Origin of the sequence: Bacteroides sp. K03 (assembly GCF_019734355.1) — a bacterium.
GTDB lineage: Bacteria > Bacteroidota > Bacteroidia > Bacteroidales > Bacteroidaceae > Bacteroides > Bacteroides nordii.
Map to the genome: position 1 here is coordinate 54230 of NZ_JAASHC010000013.1, position 18717 is coordinate 72946.

The 18717-nt window shown below is 40.6% G+C and carries 11 protein-coding genes; 9 read left to right on the plus strand and 2 right to left on the minus strand.

Annotated elements, in window-relative coordinates:
- Positions 1 to 24: 24 nt before the first annotated feature.
- Complete coding sequence (locus tag HCG69_RS11135) at positions 25 to 2964, minus strand: discoidin domain-containing protein (protein WP_221650147.1); 2940 nt, start codon at positions 2962 to 2964, stop codon at positions 25 to 27.
- A gap of 321 nt (positions 2965 to 3285) precedes the next feature.
- Here HCG69_RS11135 and HCG69_RS11140 point away from each other — a divergent pair, with 321 nt between their 5' ends.
- From HCG69_RS11140 to HCG69_RS11150, 4 genes are all read left to right on the plus strand, one after another.
- Positions 3286 to 5553, plus strand: coding sequence for a glycoside hydrolase family 97 protein (locus HCG69_RS11140; RefSeq protein ID WP_221650109.1), 2268 nt, complete (start codon positions 3286 to 3288; stop codon positions 5551 to 5553).
- A gap of 66 nt (positions 5554 to 5619) precedes the next feature.
- The gene (locus tag HCG69_RS11145; RefSeq protein WP_221650110.1) at positions 5620 to 7593 is read left to right on the plus strand and encodes a VCBS repeat-containing protein; all 1974 of its coding nucleotides are present in this window, start codon (positions 5620 to 5622) and stop codon (positions 7591 to 7593) included.
- A 472-nt stretch (positions 7594 to 8065) separates the two neighbouring features.
- On the plus strand, positions 8066 to 8530 hold the full coding sequence (locus tag HCG69_RS20710; RefSeq protein ID WP_255585825.1) for a hypothetical protein: 465 nt from the start codon (positions 8066 to 8068) through the stop codon (positions 8528 to 8530).
- A gap of 63 nt (positions 8531 to 8593) precedes the next feature.
- On the plus strand, positions 8594 to 10291 hold the full coding sequence (locus tag HCG69_RS11150; protein ID WP_255585826.1) for a sensor histidine kinase KdpD: 1698 nt from the start codon (positions 8594 to 8596) through the stop codon (positions 10289 to 10291).
- On the opposite strand, the gene HCG69_RS11155 is transcribed toward HCG69_RS11150, so the two are convergent.
- Positions 10288 to 10737 carry a DUF3267 domain-containing protein gene (locus HCG69_RS11155; RefSeq protein ID WP_221650111.1) on the minus strand — a complete coding sequence of 150 codons (450 nt, stop codon included), beginning with the start codon at positions 10735 to 10737 and terminating at the stop codon, positions 10288 to 10290. The two genes, HCG69_RS11150 and HCG69_RS11155, sit on opposite strands and share 4 nt — an antisense overlap.
- Before the next feature lie 245 nt (positions 10738 to 10982).
- On the opposite strand from HCG69_RS11155, the gene HCG69_RS11160 reads away from it, so the two are divergent.
- The 5 genes from HCG69_RS11160 to HCG69_RS11180 all read left to right on the plus strand — a co-directional run bounded on the left by HCG69_RS11160 (position 10983) and on the right by HCG69_RS11180 (position 18711).
- A complete protein-coding gene (locus HCG69_RS11160; RefSeq protein ID WP_221650112.1) occupies positions 10983 to 12341 on the plus strand; it encodes a cell wall metabolism sensor histidine kinase WalK in 1359 nt (452 codons plus the stop codon).
- Positions 12338 to 13063 (plus strand): response regulator transcription factor, encoded by a 726-nt coding sequence (locus HCG69_RS11165; RefSeq protein ID WP_221650113.1) that lies wholly within the window; start codon positions 12338 to 12340, stop codon positions 13061 to 13063. Before HCG69_RS11160 ends, HCG69_RS11165 begins: the two co-directional genes overlap by 4 nt.
- A 170-nt stretch (positions 13064 to 13233) precedes the next feature.
- Positions 13234 to 13845: an RNA polymerase sigma-70 factor gene (locus tag HCG69_RS11170; RefSeq protein ID WP_223381569.1), complete on the plus strand. Its 612-nt coding sequence runs from the start codon at positions 13234 to 13236 to the stop codon at positions 13843 to 13845.
- A gap of 124 nt (positions 13846 to 13969) precedes the next feature.
- A complete protein-coding gene (locus HCG69_RS11175) occupies positions 13970 to 15076 on the plus strand; it encodes a FecR family protein (protein WP_221650114.1) in 1107 nt (368 codons plus the stop codon).
- A gap of 23 nt (positions 15077 to 15099) precedes the next feature.
- Positions 15100 to 18711, plus strand: coding sequence for a SusC/RagA family TonB-linked outer membrane protein (locus HCG69_RS11180; RefSeq protein ID WP_221650115.1), 3612 nt, complete (start codon positions 15100 to 15102; stop codon positions 18709 to 18711).
- Positions 18712 to 18717 lie beyond the last annotated feature (6 nt).

Genomic DNA, 18717 nt, shown 5'->3' on the forward strand with positions numbered 1-18717 from the left:
ACTCTGTGGTGAATTACCTTATCCTTATTTATTATAAGGAGTTACCGCCAATTTATAAGAACCACCTTGCAATAGTTTCTCATCAAATGAGATTGTTACATTCTTTTTCTCACCTGCCATTAATGTAAAATAGTTATCATTCATAATAGCGGGCAAAATACGTTCACCATCCGAAGTGCGATATGCCTGTACATGTACGGCAAAAGCCACACCCTTGGCTGAAGCCGGATTTGTAATTGTAGCCTGTATCTCGGCAACTCCGTCTTTCTTCACCATTTTGGAAGAAACTTTCAGGTCGGCTTTGGGCAAAGAATTCACAGCGGTGAAATCTAAACGGTCATTGCCACGCCAATAATTATTTTCGGAGAGTACATTTCCAGACTTATCTTTCAAGGTCAAGCGGATAAAATGAACATCACTCAGACCTTCACTTGGCTGTGTACCACTCAATACATCAAAGCTCCATAACGAATAACCGAACCACCAGCCCAATTCGATACCAAACATACGTACATAGCGGGCATCTACCTCAGGGAATGTAATTTCATCTACACCACCACGGCCTTCATCCGTTTTATACACTTCTTTCCAATTTTGCGCGTCACTGGAAACCTGTAACTTATAAGCTTTTCCAAAGGAAGCTTCCCAATCCAGACGTACACCGCCTACGGGTTGTACACTGCCCAGATCCACATAAATCCATTCATTATCGGCTTTAGCTGCTGCCCAACGGGTATCTTTCTTACCATCCGTAGCATCCGAAGGCTGTCCGTGAGTCACGCTTGATGCATAGGTCGGTTTACCTAAAGAAAGATTCTTCCGTTCTTTATTGAAATCAATCGTAAAGCACTGTACAGTGGTATTGCTTGGCGAATTCACCGTAGCCGACTTTGTATATGCTGCCACAGGTTTACCGTCCAGATTGTATACTTTCACTTCGGCAGTCAGTCCTTCCAGATCACGGGCCGTAGTATTGGCAACCTTTACACCATCCGTTACAGGATTCCAAAGAATATGTATCGGCTCGCAAGCAGATTTTGTACCCCAATAAACACCTGTCGGATCATAATAGTAATCATACGTCTGCCACACCATCGAAGGATAAGCCGACTGTCCCATCCAGGTCATGATACCTGATGCATCTTCCCACATACGATCGAGCCAGCCCTCATACATAGCTTTATTGGATTCAAGGTTTATAAGCTGTGCTTTACGGCAGTAATCCTCAATGCCATCGGGTTTACCAAAACCTTTCTCGATAGAAGCATCATAACGTTCGGGAGCTGCATTGAAAGCATTCTGACCAAAATAGTGCTTGTTCCACATCTCATCACGTGGCCACCAGTTTTCTTCCGGCATAAACTTCTTAAAGCTCTCAAAAGTAGTCATGGCAGCAGTACCGATCTCTGTACGGAATCCCCAGCCACGTGCCGGATCACCTTCCAGCCCGTCTGGATATTTAGTAAAGTAGAAACGGGGTTCAAAAGCTCCCCACGGACCACTACCCGTCAAGCCCTGTGCGTGAGAATTTGCCTGGAAATAACGGTCACCACCATCGAAAGTCTTAATATTCTCGGCCATCCAACCTTCTAACGGTGGTTGCGGATTAGATTCGTTGTCACCACACCATACGGCAATGCTCGGGTGATTGCGTACACGCTTAATCTTCTCCATCATATTATTATTGAACACATTGAGATCATAAGGCAGGTTCGGATTCGAATTAATCCAAAAATCATCCCACAACATAATTCCGTATTTGTCACAGGCTTCATAGAATTCATCATCGGTTACAGAGCCGAGCCAGTTGCGAATCATATTAAAGTTCATCTCTTTGTGCAAACGAATCTTTGTATCATACTCTGCACCACGACAGCGAAGCATATACTCCGACATACCCCAGTTGGCCCCTTTTACAAATACAGGAACGTCATTTATATAAACATGAAAAGTGTTATTCTCCTTATCATATGTATATTTTTTAATACCGAAAGTGACATCTTTTACTTCAGATACTTTTCCGTCTACTTTCACTTCAAAGGTACAAGTATACAAATTAGGCTCTCCGTATCCGTTAGGCCACCACAATTTCGGACTATTAATCATCAACTGCGGATAATAACGCTTATCGAAGCTAACAGTAGAAGTAGTATTTGCAGACAGATCTACCTCTTTCGTAAAGGTAACGTTACCCGGATTGATGGTTCCTGTAACAACAGCTTTAACCGGTTTGCTTTCATTGTTTTTCACTTCCAGCTGAACAGATAAATCTGCACGGGCACGAGTTGGAAGATCTGTACGTATCCACGGATCAATCAGGGTTACGCCGCCGGTATTACTCAGAAAGACTTTATCGGTAATACCCATATTCAATCCCGGAACATATGGCATCCAGTCCCAACCTCCACTCGACAGATAAGTAGGACTACCACAGTTGGCCAACGGAGTTTGAGGCATGTGTACCAGTACAGCCAGTACATTCTCACCGGTTTTATTTACAATGTCGGTTACATTAAAACGTCCCCGATGCATAAAACCATCCAAAATGCCCAAGTTGTGTCCGTTCAGATAAACTTCGGCTTTACGGTTCACGCCATTAAAGTTGAGCCAGATCAGTTCCTTGTCAAAATCAGCAGGGACTTTAAATTCGGTACGATACCAAAAGCTACGATCATACTTAGCCCGGTCCACCTTATGAATATTATCACCAAAATTAGGGTCTTTTTCCAGCCCTGCATTTACATAAGCCGTAAAAGCCGTACCGGGAACTACTGCATCTACCCATGAAGATACATTATAGCCTGCATTGCACAAAGTGTTTGCATCCCCTTTTACTTCAGCCTGCGGCTTCAGTTTCCAGTCAACAACGGGCTCGCCACTATGCAGAAAAACCTGTTGTGCCTGAACAGAAAAACTAAAAGCGGATGCCAGCAGCAAAAGTCCGGCTCCCAATGTGTTACTCATCTTTCTTTTCATTTCCATTTTATCGTATTTATAAATAATATCCTCCAAAAAATCCTGAAAACAAAATTACCTTCATATATAAAAGCTATCCCTTTTTGCGTTCTATTAGCTGAGTGCAAAATAAGCAGATAGATAGCAAAAAAGAAATAGATAATCTTACCATCGATATGGATAATCTTACTTTCCAATATCGTTATTTCTGCAAAGGTAAAATTATCCATATCCAGAATAGAATTCTCCATTTCAAATGTGCCAAATGTGCCGTTTCTTTGTAGCAGCCAATAAAAGAGGCTAATAGAATTTGTAATAACAATACTGAATATGAAAAAACACCTTATTTTAACCATCGCTTTATGCCTCACCGCGACCTTGCCAATAAAAGCGCAAGAAGAATATACAGTCAGTTCCCCAAACAGAAGTCTGGAACTCAAAATCAGCATGCGGGACACCCTCTCTTATCAGATATTCGCTGACGGCGAAGCCCTTTCGGAAATCTCTCCGATAGCAATGGTAGTAGAGAGAAACGGACGTCGGATCACACTGGGAGAGAATCCGGCAGTAGAAAAGTGTTCCCGGAATTCCATCAGTCAGAAAATTCCCATGCATTTAGGCGAAAATGACCAGATTGATGATACCTATAATGAAATGATCCTTGATCTGGGTTCTCTCTATTCCTTGCACTGCCGTGCCTATGATGAAGGGGTGGCATACCGGATAGAAAGTAAAATAAACGGAAGTATCACCATCCGGAATGAAATAGCAGAATTCAACTTTAAGGATAACCCGCAAGTATGGATTGCTTACGATGAAGACAAGCGTACGATGAGTCAATGGGAACTTCCTTACAAACGTGAGTTGAGTGTCAAATCTGTTAAAACAGGAGATTATGGCATCAACCCCTGTTTCTTCCGAAATAATAAGAAAAATATAGGTATCACCGTTATTGAGTCCGATTTAGAAAATTACCCGGGCATGTATCTGCTCAAAAAAGAAGCCGGTACTAAATTGGTAGGCAAATGGGCCGAATATCCTAAAAAAATAAAGAACGACAGTAAATATGATTCACAGGCAGTATTGGAGCGTTATGATTACATTGCCCTGACACCGGGCGTACGCACTTATCCCTGGCGTGGATTCATTATCAGCCGTGATGATTCGGAATTAATGAACAATGACCTGGTTTACAAACTGGCAAAGCCTCAGGCAGAAAGAGATTTCTCCTGGATATCGGCCGGCCGGACAGCTTTTGAATGGTTGCACGACGGAGAACTTGAAGGAGATCTTGGCTTTATCTATGGTCCTTTTGGAGACGGACGTCCGCATACACTTGAATTTTATAAGTATTATGTAGACTTTGCTGCGGAAATGGGATTTGAATGGATGACTTGTGATGCCGGCTGGGGAGAAGAATACATCAAAGAGCTGTGTGCATACGCCAAATCAAAGAATATCAAAATCATGGTATGGAGCTATTTTAACTTCCTGCTGGTTGATGAACCGATGCTTGCCCGTTTCAAAGAATGGGGTATATCGGGGGTGAAAGCCGATTTTATGTCAAGAGATGACCAGGTGGCGTCAGGCTGGATACCTACAATGGCGGAACGCTGCGCCAAATACCAGTTGATGTTATTACTTCACGGTTGCCCGAAACCGGTAGCCTGGCACCGTACTTATCCGAATATCATCAGTTACGAAGCTGTGACAGGCGAAGAAAGTAACAAATGGAACGACAACTGTAATCCATTGTATCACACCGTCGTTCCTTTCTTACGCATGCTTGGAGGAGCAATGGATATGACTCCTGGGTCTTTGCGTAACAAGACCCGGAAAGGATGGACCTGGAAAGGGACAGGTGCTCCCTGGAGTCTGGGCACACGTGCACATCAAATGGCCCAGTATGTAGTATATCATCAGACATTGGGATTCGTAAGCGATGCGCCAACAGAATACCGTAAGTTCCCCGAAATAATGGAATTTCTAAAACATGTGCCTACTATCTGGAACGAAACCAAACCGCTGCAAGGTAAAATAGGTGAGTTTGCTGTCATGGCCCGCAGATCAGATAAGGAATGGTATGTAGGCGGACTAAGCAACTGGACAGAACGGACACTGGATGTCGATTTTTCATTTCTTACTCGCGGAATGCCTTATAAGGCTTACATTATAGAAGACGTACCGGAAAAAAATAATGATATATCAAGTACAACAGGAGATGCAACAGCTTGCAAATGCCATACGATTGATGTTACCAGCCAAACCCGGATGAGCTTCAAACTGGCAGAAGGAGGTGGTTTTGTTATGCGCATTTATCCCGATCCCAACTATACAAGCGTCAAAAACACAGCACTTCGGGAAAAGGTGCAGATATGGTACGAACAAAATAATGAAAGTATCTATGTACAACTCCCAGAACGGGAACTTACAGCCGACATTCATCTCTACGATATTGCAGGACGCCCGTTCTATCCGGATTATACAAAGAAAGATAATCCGCTCTGCATATCAATAGCGCAACTGTCGAGAGGCTATTACTGTGTGAAGTGTACTACTCCAGGCCTCAGTCAGAGTAAACTCATTTACAAAAACTAAATTATGGAGAGAATGGATTTCAGCTCCGATAAACGACTTTAGTATTAACCATTAAATAGTTACATTATGAAAATTAGAAAATTACTTTCAACAATGGCATTAAGTGCTTTAGTAGCTTCGAATGCATTCGCTACCGAACCTGTAAAAGTAGAATGGGGAGATGTGATCAGACAACCGTGGGGAGATCCCAGCGATCCTGAAGGTGCCAATGTCTGTTCCTGGTTTCAATGGGGACAGGACTTATGGTTCGACTACAACAACGATGGTTATCCGGACCGTTTCCTTATTGGTGGTAAACACCAGGATATGGGTCATGCATATCTGTTCAGAAATGAAGAAGGAAGCGAATTTACCAACATACCCGTTAATATTCCTAAGCTCGAGATTGCCGGTGCAGTTGTATTGGATTTCGACAACGACGGTATCATGGATCTTTATGTACAGGGAAAAAAAGTGACTGACAACGGAGAGGGCGGACAAAACAGAGAAAATTATACTGCTATCTGGAGAGGGACAGGAGATCCCGATAACCCTTTTGAGCATGCTGTTCAGCAAGAGATAGACGAACTGGGTATCGGAGAATCCGAAGGACAACACCGGGGTTACTTCTGTGCAGCCGGCGATTATGATAATGACGGATGGACCGATCTGTTTATGACAGGCTGGGCACGTAAAGATGAGAGTTGGCACGTGATTCTATACAGAAATAACCAAGGTGTTTTCGAAGAAGTACAAAATCCCGTGGGAGAAGACGGAGAAGGAATTGACCCCTTCAAAACAATCACAACCGGTTCCGTTTATCTGAGTGATTTAAATAAAGACGGATATCTGGATCTCATCGTATCCGGTAATGACCAGACTAACGGCTGGGTTGCCACTACCACTATTTACTTTAACAATGGTGACGGCACTTTCCGCGAAACAACCCAGCAGGGCTTTTTCGAAGGTCAAAAGAGCGGTACGACCTTTACTGCAGATGTGAACAATGACGGTTATCCCGATATTCTGGAGTTTGGAGACTTTAAGAATAGTGACACAGAAACCAATAATACCGTAGGAAACTTATACATCAATAATGGCGACGGAACTTTTGCCGATCCTTTGAAAACAGAAGTAACCAATCTACTTACAGCCAGAGCAATGCCCGCCATAGGTGACATCAACAATGATGGTAAGATTGATATTATGATTCAATGTGGATGGTCATCAACAGACGGGCAGACGGAAACTGACTACTCCCTCACTAACTTATATTACAACAATGGAGACAACAGCTTCACCCGTGAATTCCTGAATGATAACACCAACTCTCACGAGTCTGATGTGAACTTTATTGATTTCAACCATGACGGTGCGCTCGACTATTCTATCAGTGGATGGGGACCTAAGGAGCCTAACTGGTTCAACCGGGCAGTACCCAATAATTTAACCAGTGATCTTGCTATGAATGAAGCTCCCGAATTTGTAAGCAATTCAGATGTACAGGTTAAACAAGACGGTTCAGATGTAATTATTTTCTGGGGAAACGCGACAGACGATACAACTCCGGCAGAAGCCATCCGTTACAATATATACATTAAAGCTAAAAAAGCAGATGACTTCGGAGTAACTTACACCTATACCTATGCCCCGGCAAGCCTCCAGGCGAATAAAATATTCGGGACTACAACTTATGATTCTAAAGTTGCAGCTCGTCTGATTAATAGCCATCAGATTCGTATGAAAGGGTTCAATACGACTGATTATGAATTCGCCGTACAACCTGTGGATAATGGTAACCTCGGTGGTAAATTTATCGTAGCGAATGTAGCGGGTGGCAGTGGTATCGGAAATACTCAAGTCGTTACTGCCAACGTATATGTAAACAATGGTACTATTATTATTGAAAGCGACAGCAGTACGGCTTATGTCATTAACACGATTGATGGCAAACAGATCGTTAACGGTATATGTGACAATAAAGCAACCGAAAAAGTAAACCAGGGTATCTATCTGGTAAAAGTAGCCAATACCACTCACAAAGTTTGTGTACTACAATAAAAATTAGCCATGTATGGAAATAGCCCGAAAAAGAAATCATATTTTATTACATTGATAAAAAGTGGTCTTTTCTTTTCCAGTTGTTTCTGTCAAATCTTATAAATATTCAATTCGTTGGTCGTAGAGAAAAGCCCTGTTTCTCTACGACTAACGAGTCGTTTCTCGTAGAGTTTCGATGCGTTCCTCGTAGAGAAAAAAGAAGACTATATAACACATTGGTAAACAGCAGTTTGCAAAAACCCAAAATTGTTATATCAATTTACTTTCAAAATTCATCTTTTATTTGCCAACGTTGACTATATATAGTTTATAATTATATACAAAGCAGATCTTATACATTTGTTTTTATCTTCAGTTACCTTACAATCTTCTCAAAGTAATACTTCCATAGCAGCTAATAACTACCTAAAAACCGATAAGCCGCACAACGCTTCTCCCAAAATGTACTATCTTTACGACAAAATTGTAAGAGATGCGTACGCGTAAAGTAACGATTATCACCCTTGTAGGACTTACATTAACTCTGATACTCCAAGTCGGAGGGCTATTTTATGCCTATCGCAGTAATATGGAAATGATGAAACTCACAGTAAAAAAGAGTTTTTCCATTGCCTTTTACGAAACCATCGACAATCTGGTCAACCAGCTTCCCTATCCTGACGGAACAACCGTCACCTATATACCTATTGAACCATATGCAGACCTCCCGACAGACGAGCAAAATCTGCGAGGTAATGAGTATCTGGCCCGGATATTAAAAACTGAATACGGTGTAGAATTTCCTATTGATGAATTGGCAGCCGTACTGAAAAAGAAGCTGAAACAAGATCATATTGACAGCGAAGTTGTAATCAACAAAATAGATACGAAAACTCACCGGACATTGGCCAGCACAAACCCGGCATTCAACCGAAGCGTAGGTGTATTAGCCTCCTAACCTTTCTTTATAGACCGTGAAAACGATATAGCCGTACAAGCCGTTATTGTTTCTCCCTACGTCTTGATTTTAAAGAAAGTATCATTACTCTATCTGTTTACTTTCGGCCTGATGACCGTAGTAATATGCAGTATCATTTCACAGATAAAACTCATCATTCGCCAACAGCAAACCATAAAGGTACAGGAAAACTCTTTTTATGTATTAGCCGGAAACATGGCTGCTCCGGTTTCTGATATTCCTGTTAAAATAGTACAAGAACAATGGCAGGAAATTGAGAATGAAAGCAATACACTGCTTACGATGACCGAAGAAACTCTGACAGCCGCCCGGGAGGCAACACAACAGAATCAGGGAAAAAAACAACGTTCTTCCAAAGCACTTTCTATACTCAGTCTGGCAGGTACATTTCTATTACTAATAATCTGGATTGTTTTTTTATACAATACCGGACAAGAAGCATTTGCACACAAAATAAATACATACTTTGAAGAAGCATTCTTCAATGAAGTAAGTTATCATCAGTTTCCTCATTATCTGGCCAGTAAAGAAAAAAAAGTAATACTCAACTTCCCGGAAACCGGTCTTACTCCTTTTGCACAAAAGCAAAAAGAGGAGGCCATGCGAACGAAAACGCCTGTAACAAGAGTATATGTTTATCACGTCTACAACTCAATTGATGCAAATTATACGCTACGTTCGGCTCTTAAAATGCTTGAAGCAATAAACTCCTGCTCCACCCCTGCTCCATTTTCTTTGCATCATATGGACTCTGTATTTATCACCTATCTACAGGAAGCAGGAATCACAAACCCGGTCTGTATCAATATACTGAAATATCCCACCTTAGAAACAGAAGAAAGCACACGCTCCGGATATACAACCGGGGCACCGGATCTCATAACCCGGTTCATCCCTCTGAACAATGATAGCAGCAAAGTAGTACAGGCAGCAATATCTTCTCCACAACTATTAATACTAAAACCGTTGTGGCCATTACTGCTTTCACTGGGATTAATGTTTATCCTTATTGTTGGTTGCGTATTCTACCAGGTGAAAATTACCTTCCTGCAACGCCGCCTTGCACAGTTCCAGAAAGATCTTACTTATGCTATGATTCATGATATGAAATCACCTCTGAACTCTATTCTTATGGGAGCACATATATTAGGGACAGGGAGAATTAATGACAATCCGGTAAAAAAAGAAAGATATCTTCGTACTATGTTCGACGAATGCGAGCATCTGCTTACCTTGTCAAACCGGGTAATACTACTCACACAAATAGAAAAAGACAAGTTACAGTTACATAAAGAGAATGTGAATTTAGAACCTTTGATAGATGATCTTATAGAAAAATTCCGTTTAAAAGCTCATAAGCCGGTAGAATTTTCGAAAGTATTCCACCGTTGTCATTCTGTTTATGCCGATGCATTCTGTCTGCGTGAGATTCTCAGCAACCTGATAGACAATGCTATCAAATACTCTCACGAAGAAGTAAAAATCAGTATTGTGTGTGAAGAAGAAAATGGCTTCATTAAAATTAAAGTACACGACAACGGGTTGGGCATCCCACTGAAAGAACAAAGTAAAATATTCAATAAGTTCGAGCGTGCTTCAGCCAATAGTCGAAGTAAAGCCAACGGCTTCGGACTCGGACTAAATTATGTTCAGCAGGTGATGGTTGCACATAATGGCAGAGTCAGGGTAGAAAGTGTAGAAAATAAGTTCAGCGAGTTCACATTATCTTTCCCGGTTTAATGTATCCTCCTCTCCTTTCGCTCTAAATAATTAATTACCAGATTATTCTCCTCGAAATATCTGAGCAGCCAAATTGTTTTATAATCATTGATACCCATCAGCAGAAACGGAATGCTGATTAAAAGAAAAACGAACCGTCCGGAAAACAGAGTGTAACACAGAGGAAGAACTCCCAAAAGAAGAGCAGGCATTAAAGATACTATGACAAATTGCCATACATATAAAGGTTCACTACACGAACAATTGGCAAACAATAACCTCCCCTTCATTGTCAAGGAAACAGACCGGACCCCCCGCTTCACAAAAAACAGAAAGAAAAATGCACGAATAAGTTCGTATGCAATAAACGAATAAGCACACGGAACCGTCCTCAAGATAATCTGCGTCCCACCTGCTCCACAGCTAATGGCCAACAGAGGCTTTTTATTTTCTGTATCAGTCGTCATCTCATTCCATATAAATAAAGGAAGAAGGATTTCTATTTTTCTCTACTCCCGGCATTGCAAAGATAAAACGGAGTAAATTAAAAGTATGTTATTACAATGTTATCATTACGTTAACGCTACGTTAAGCACTTCCTGTGCGGGGAGATTTCCATACGTACAAAACATTCGACGTTACCAAATACTTAAAAAAGTGAATAATCACAAACTATTTTTCTATCTTTGCCAACGAATTAAAAGAAAAAAGCATGAATAAACCGCTATTTCGATATATTACTGTCATTGCTATCCTGGCGGTAGTAGCACTGCAAGGAATGTGGTTTTCCAACTCCTATCATTTGTTGGAGAATGAATTGTACGAAAAAATCAATAATGCTTTTCTGGAAGCACAATTACAGGAATCCTCAAAATCAAGTAAGCAATTTAAAGGGAATATTCCCAATGGTACCGTACTCCAACTGGATTCTACCAAAATACGTGCGAAAAATGATATGGCTGACAGATTGATTTTGATAACTGCCCTGCACAGTATTCATCACGAATATAACATCCCTCTCAACTATCAATCTCTTGACTCTTGTTACAGGGAAGAGCTGGACAAAGTAAATCTCGGAAAACTCCATTTCCGTATAGATTCCGTTGACATTGATTCTACACGCTATAAATATGTAGAGGACTTTGCAGAAGACAGTAGCCTTGTCCGGCTTCACAACGAAATGCAAACCCAAATATTCCCTATTCGGGAAGATTTCTCCAAAGGTATACAGGCCACCATCGACAATCCTTATAAATTGATTATCCTCCAGATGCGAATGTTCCTCATCGGAACGGTATTACTTCTGTTCATCGTTATCTATTGCCTTGTACAACAAATCAAAGTGATTGTGAAACAAAATAAAATAGCCAAAATACGCGAAGACTTCTCCTATGCCATGATACATGATATGAAAACCCCACTCAGTTCTATCCTCATGGGTACACGTATCCTGCGTAGCGGAAAACTGGATGATAAACCGGAACGGAAGGAAAAGTATTTCGATATCATGGAGGACGAAGAAGAACATTTGCTGGCATTGGTCAATAAAGTACTGACTTTGTCAAAACTGGAAGAGGGCAAACTGCTACTTGAGAAAAAGGAAGTAAATCTGCGTCCCATTATGGAAGATCTCACCGAGAAGTTTACTGCCAAAGCAGAAAAAAATGTTGAGTTTATCCTTGATCTGCAGGAAGAAAAAGTATATGCAGATGAGGAGTTTCTGAAAGAGGCTATCAGCAATCTGATTGATAATGCCATCAAATACTCGGAAGAGAGTGTACAAATAAAAATATCCTCTTCGGCCTCATCCAATGGATATACACACATCAGTGTGAAAGATAACGGTATGGGAATCCCACTGAAAGAGCAAGGAAAGATATTCGAGAAATTTGAACGTGCCTCAGCCGTACAACGAAATCGAAAAGGAGGAGCTCCGGGTTTTGGACTTGGATTAAACTATGTATTCCATGTTGTACGGGCACATCACGGAAGCGTAAAGCTTGAAAGTATAGAAGGAGAATATAGCGAATTTACTATAAATATTCCACAACAAAATAAAGAGATAGTATGATAAGGTTATTGTTAGTTGAAGATGATGCCAACTTAAGGTATATTATTCAGGGCGGGCTTGAAGACATGATTGGCGGATATGAAATAAAAGATGCCGCGAACGGTGTGGAAGGATTAAAAATATGGCAGGAATGGAAACCGGACGTGATCGTTTCGGACATTGAAATGCCTGTAATGGATGGATATGAAATGGTGAAGCGCATTCGTGAAACGGATACAGACACCCCTATTCTATTCAGTTCGGGACGGGTATCGCCCAAAGACGTAGTAAAAGGCTATGAGTTGGGAGTAAACAACTATCTGAAAAAACCATTTCTCCCGGAAGAACTGAATGCACATGTACAGGCATTGATGAAGATGAGCCAAAAAGCACCGGAAAAGCCTGTAGCACCCACAAATACAGCAACAGTAGATGAAGCTATCTACCGGATAGGTAAGAATTATACACTGGATGCGGAACATGCTACGCTAAAGTACGCATCAGGAAGTAGCAGAACGCTGACAGTACGCGAAGCTGCACTCTTACAGATGCTTTGTGAAAAGAAAGGTGAAGTGGTAAAACGGGAAACTATTCTTGAAAAACTATGGGGTACAGAAGGTGATTACTTTGCTTCACGCAGCCTGGACGTATTTGTCACTAAATTAAGAAAACTATTCGCAGAGGATGAAACAGTGAGTATCAAAACAGTAAAGGGAGTGGGTTTGACCCTGTTGGAAGAGTAGGAACAATACATTTGTCATTATTTTCATTCTTTATTTCTTGTATTAACTACTCATACTTATTGATTTGCTATAATAAATACTTTAAAAAAAACAAAAATTAGAATACACAACTGACATAGTATCAGTAAAGTAATCGTACATTTCATAGAATAACACGAATATCGGATCGGATGAATAATAAAAAAGACATTTTCATGCACGATGCACAGCTCATTAATGGAATCAGAAAAGGAGATCATGATACATTCAGATTCATCTTTGACCATTACTATGCCTTGATGTGTTCTATTGCATATGAATATGTGGAAGATTATCACCTAAGCCAAAATATAGCGGAAGATGTTATGCTCTCTATTTGGGAAAAAAGAGAACTACTGAACATTTCAACATCTGTAAAGTCATATCTGCTAACTTCCGTACACAATAAGAGTATTGACTATTTACGCAGTTACTCCCGGGAAGCAGAAGTAGTCAGCTTTGAAAGCGAAATTGGTTCATCGAGTTGCTATATTCCGGATCAAGAGATGTTTGAACAAATTATTTTATCAGAGCTGGAAGATAAAATAGAAGACATTATCCGGGAAATGCCGGAAGAATGTAGAAAAGTGTTTTTACTCAGCCGGTACGGTGACAAAAGTTATGCTGAGATTGCCGACGAACTAAATATTTCTGTCAATACCGTAAAATACCACATAAAAAAAGCACTCAGCTTGCTTAGAGAAGAATTGAAAGATTACATTCTTGCTATTACAGCTCTATATTTCTATCTCTTTAATCAATAAAATCCGATTCGGGCAGACTTCGTGATATCTTTTTCGATAAAAAATAAACTTTTTATCGAAAATATATAGTTTCTCACTACCCTATTGAATTCTTCGGTCGTCCTACTTATAAAAGACGACAAGTATGAATAGTAATATTGATGTTTTTAATCTTATAGACAAACAGTTCTCCAAACGGATTTCAAAAGAAGAAGAAGCAGTTTTGAGAGCATGGTACGAAAGTAGTGCCGAAAACAGGCAGCTATACAAAGAATACTATTTCTTAATAAAAAGCATGCGTATATCCAGAAACAGATTTTTCTTCAAATCGGATATAGAATCTGCATATACGCATTTTGTAAAGAAGACCGGATTGAAAAAGCCCCGGAAAAGCAAACTACACTCTATCACTCTTCATCCATGGATGAAATATGCCGCTGTATTTGTTATCGCATTCGGATTAGGAGTCGGCTCTTATTATGCACTTTCTACATCACCCTCTTCTTCCCATCTGGCACAAACCATCGAAATACCTTATGGTTCCAAGTCTAAAGTAACTTTGCCGGACGGGACTTCTGTCTGGTTAAATTCGGGTAGCCGCCTCTCATATCAGGAGAGCTTTGGACAATCTGATAGAAATGTTTCTTTGGATGGCGAAGCCTATTTTGAAGTTACTAAAAATAAACTTCTCCCATTCAGTGTTCTTTCCGGGAAAGTGAAAATAAAAGTACTTGGCACCAAATTCAACTTCAAATCATATGCCGAAGATGAAAGTGCCCGGGTTACTTTGGTTGAAGGAAGCTTGAATGTAGGCAGTATAGAAGGACAAGCAAAAAACATATTACTTATCCCCAACCAACAGGCTGTTATTAATAAAAAAGAAAATCGTGTAACTGTAAAAAGCGTAGATGCTCAAAGTTACGCAATGTGGACACAGCCCAAACAGGAAATACTGGATGCCATTTCGAGCAATGTAACCGGACAACCTACTGCGGCAATCCGGGTTCCCAGTGTGACATTAAGAAACACACTATTCTTTAATGAAGAACCTTTAAGCCAGATTGTACGCGACCTTGAACGTGCATTCAATGTCAAAATAGAAATAAAAGACAAACAACTATGTACGGAGCGCTTCTATGGTGATTTCCGGAACGATGAAACAATAACGAAGATACTCGATATTATGGCAGCTAACAATAACCTGCACTACACAATCAATGGAGATGAAATAATCATATCAAGAAATAATTAATTACAACTTTAACAATAGCGCCGATGTATGTAAAAGAATGGAAAGCCCTCATGAAGATGGCTTTAATCACCTGTTTTCTGGTCTGTGCACAAATCGTTTCTGCTCAAGAGAAAAATATATCTCTTGAATTGAAAAATGTAACAGTCAAAGAAGCTTTAGAACAGCTAAAAGCAAAAACTACTTATTCGTTATGGTTTAATGTGAGTGAAGTGGATCTGGGACGAAAAATAACGATCAACTTCCAAGACAAGTCCATTAACGAAGCGTTAGACATTATCCTGAAAGGGCAAGCTTTGAATTATGAAATAAAAGATAAATACATTCAGATATTCAAGCCCCGCCAAAATTCAGAAAAGGGAAAAAACAAACAAATATCAGGTACAGTAGTAGATGATATGGGAGAGAGTCTGCCGGGGGTAAGTGTCAGGTTCAAAGAAGATGCGACAGTAGGTACGGTAACCGACCTCGACGGACATTTTCAGATAAGTATTCCCGAAAAAGCAAAGACTCTGATTGTTTCTTACATTGGAATGGAAACCAAAGAGTTACCTATAAAAGAGGGCAACATAAAAATTACGCTTAGTTCAGATTCCCAAATGCTGGAAGAGGTTGTTGTAACAGGTATGACTAAGGTGGATAAACGTTTGTTTACCGGTGCAACCGACAGACTTAAGGCAGAAGATGCACGTTTGGATGGTATACCGGACGTAAGCCGTGCTTTGGAAGGACGTTCCGCCGGAGTATCTGTACAAAATGTATCCGGAACATTTGGTACAGCCCCGAAAATACGTGTCCGTGGTGCCACTTCTATTTATGGTAGTTCGAAACCTTTATGGGTCGTTGACGGAGTGGTTATGGAAGATGCGGTAGAAATTGATGCCGACGACTTATCTTCCGGTGATGCTGTAACCCTTATAAGTTCGGCAATAGCCGGACTAAGTGCCGATGATATTGAAAGCTTTCAAATTTTGAAAGACGGATCGGCTACTTCAATATATGGTGCCAGAGCGATGGCTGGTGTTGTGGTTATTACTACCAAAAGAGGGCAAGCCGGTGTCAGCCGCATTAATTATACGGGAGAATTTACCTCCCGATTAAAGCCCAATTATGACAATTTCAACATAATGGGGTCCCAAGAACAAATGGGTGTTTATAATGAAATGGCAGAAAAAGGCTGGTTGATTTTTTCTGATACCTACAGAGCTTCCAACAGTGGAGTATACGGAAAAATGTACCAGCTCATTAATTCCTACAACCCAAAGGATCAGTCATGGGGATTAGTGAATACTCCGGAAGCACAGGCCGCCTACCTTCAAATGGCCGAAATGAGAAATACAAACTGGTTTGATGAATTGTTCAACAATAATATTACCATGAACCACTCAATAAGTATCAGTTCTGGTACGGAGAAAGCTAAATACTACGGTTCAATCAGTATCTACAATGACCCGGGATGGACAAAAGCCAGCTCGGTCAAGAGATATACAGCCAACGCAAATGCTTCTTTCAATCTTTCTAATAACTTGACACTGACATTATTATCCAATGGTTCATACAGAAAACAGAAAGCTCCCGGAACTTTAAGCCAGGAGATAGACGTGGTAAGCGGAGAAGTCAGACGGGATTTTGACATCAACCCGTATAGCTACGCATTGAACACTTCAAGAACATTGGCATTGAAAGATGCCGAAGGACTTGTATATTATACAAGAAATTATGCCCCTTTCAACATCCTGAATGAATTAGATAAAAACTATATTGACCTGGATGTAGTAGACCTTAAATTTCAGGGTGAACTAAACTGGAAAATCATCAAAGGACTCGAGGCCAATGTAGTAGGAGCCGTAAAATATCAGATGACTTCACAAGACCATCTGATAAAAGAGAATTCAAACCAACCGGAAGCATACCGAGCAGCAGGGGACGCTACTATACGCGACAGGAATCCCCTATTATATAAAAATCCGGATGTCCCCAATTCTTTGCCAGTTGTCGTTTTGCCGGAAGGAGGTATATTTGATAAAAACGAATATAAATTATTGGGCTATGATTTCAGAGCCAGTTTAAGCTACAACACAAGTTTCAAAGACAAACATATCATGAATCTGTTTGCCGGAACAGAGGCCAATTCAGCCGACCGAACCCAATACTGGTCAAGAGGATGGGGATATCAATACGAAAAGGGAGGTATACCCTTTTATGATTATCTTATATTTAAACAAGGAATAGAACAGAATAACCAGTATTACTACAACGATTTGACCTATTCACGTAACCTCGCTTTTTTCGGGATGGGTACCTATTCATATATGGGAAAATATACAGCTACCGGAACAATCCGCTATGAGGGTTCCAACAGACTGGGTAAAGCCCGTTCAGCCCGCTGGCTACCCACATGGAATGTAGCTGCTGCGTGGAATATGCACGAAGAAGAATTCTTTGAGAAGCTAACTCCGGCTCTGTCTCATTTTACATTGAAAGCATCCTATAGTCTTACAGCCGACAGAGGACCCGCTTTTGTCACCAATTCCCGTGTTGTATATCGTAACTACTCCCCCTTTCGTCCTTTTGCAGGTGTGAAAGAATCAGGTTTGCAAATAGAAGATCTGGAAAACAGTGAATTGACTTACGAGAAGAAACATGAGTTTAATGTGGGTGCCGACTTTGGCTTCATTGACAACAGAATTAATCTGAGCCTGGATTATTATACCCGTAATAACTACGACTTAATAGGGCTTATCAACACTCAAGGCGGTGGCGGACAGGGTACTAAGTATGCCAATGTAGCTTCCATGAAATCAAGCGGAGTGGAATTTACCTTATCAACAAAAAATATACGTACTAAAGATTTTCAGTGGACCACGGATTTCATCTTCTCAAAATCAAAGAATGAAATAACCGAACTGGATTCAAAAGCACGTGTAATGAGCCTTATCTCCGGTATGGGATTTGCAGAAAAAGGGTATCCTGTACGTGCATTATTTTCCATTCCTTTCCAGGGTCTGAATGAAGATGGACTCCCTACTTTTATCAACGAAGACGGAGAGGTCACAATTACAGATATCAACTTCCAGGAAGCCCTAAAGAAAGATTTTCTGAAATATGAAGGTCCCACCGACCCGACTATTACAGGAAGTTTCGGCAATATCTTTTCGTATAAGAGTTTTAAATTGAATGTTTTCATGACTTATTCTTTTGGAAATGTAGTTCGTCTTGACCCTGTATTCAAAAGCGAGTACTCCGATCTGGACGCCATGCCCAAAGAATTCAGGAACAGATGGACCGTACCGGGAGATGAAGCCTATACCAACATACCGGTTATAGCTCATACCCGCCAGGTGAAAGATATTCCAAACCTGAAATATGCCTATAATGCATACAACTATTCGGATGTTCGTGTAGCAAAAGGTGATTTTATCCGAATGAAAGAAATCTCTTTGTCATATGACTTCAATCCAGCCTGGATCAAACAGTTCAAGCTGAACAATCTACAACTTAAATTACAAGCTACAAACCTATTTCTGATTTATTCGGATTCCAAATTAAACGGACAGGATCCGGAATTCTTCCGCTCGGGAGGAGTTGCTTCTCCTGTACCCAAACAGTTCACTTTAACTTTAAGACTTGGATTATAAAAAGAC

Coding starts and splice junctions, on each gene's coding strand:
- HCG69_RS11135 (WP_221650147.1), bottom strand. CDS start 2,964: ATGAGTAACACATTGGGAGCCGGACTTTTGCTGCTGGCATCCGCTTTT.
- HCG69_RS20710 (WP_255585825.1), top strand. CDS start 8,066: ATGCGTACGCGTAAAGTAACGATTATCACCCTTGTAGGACTTACATTA.
- HCG69_RS11180 (WP_221650115.1), top strand. CDS start 15,100: ATGTATGTAAAAGAATGGAAAGCCCTCATGAAGATGGCTTTAATCACC.
- HCG69_RS11170 (WP_223381569.1), top strand. CDS start 13,234: ATGAATAATAAAAAAGACATTTTCATGCACGATGCACAGCTCATTAAT.
- HCG69_RS11165 (WP_221650113.1), top strand. CDS start 12,338: ATGATAAGGTTATTGTTAGTTGAAGATGATGCCAACTTAAGGTATATT.
- HCG69_RS11155 (WP_221650111.1), bottom strand. CDS start 10,737: ATGACGACTGATACAGAAAATAAAAAGCCTCTGTTGGCCATTAGCTGT.
- HCG69_RS11175 (WP_221650114.1), top strand. CDS start 13,970: ATGAATAGTAATATTGATGTTTTTAATCTTATAGACAAACAGTTCTCC.
- HCG69_RS11160 (WP_221650112.1), top strand. CDS start 10,983: ATGAATAAACCGCTATTTCGATATATTACTGTCATTGCTATCCTGGCG.
- HCG69_RS11145 (WP_221650110.1), top strand. CDS start 5,620: ATGAAAATTAGAAAATTACTTTCAACAATGGCATTAAGTGCTTTAGTA.
- HCG69_RS11140 (WP_221650109.1), top strand. CDS start 3,286: ATGAAAAAACACCTTATTTTAACCATCGCTTTATGCCTCACCGCGACC.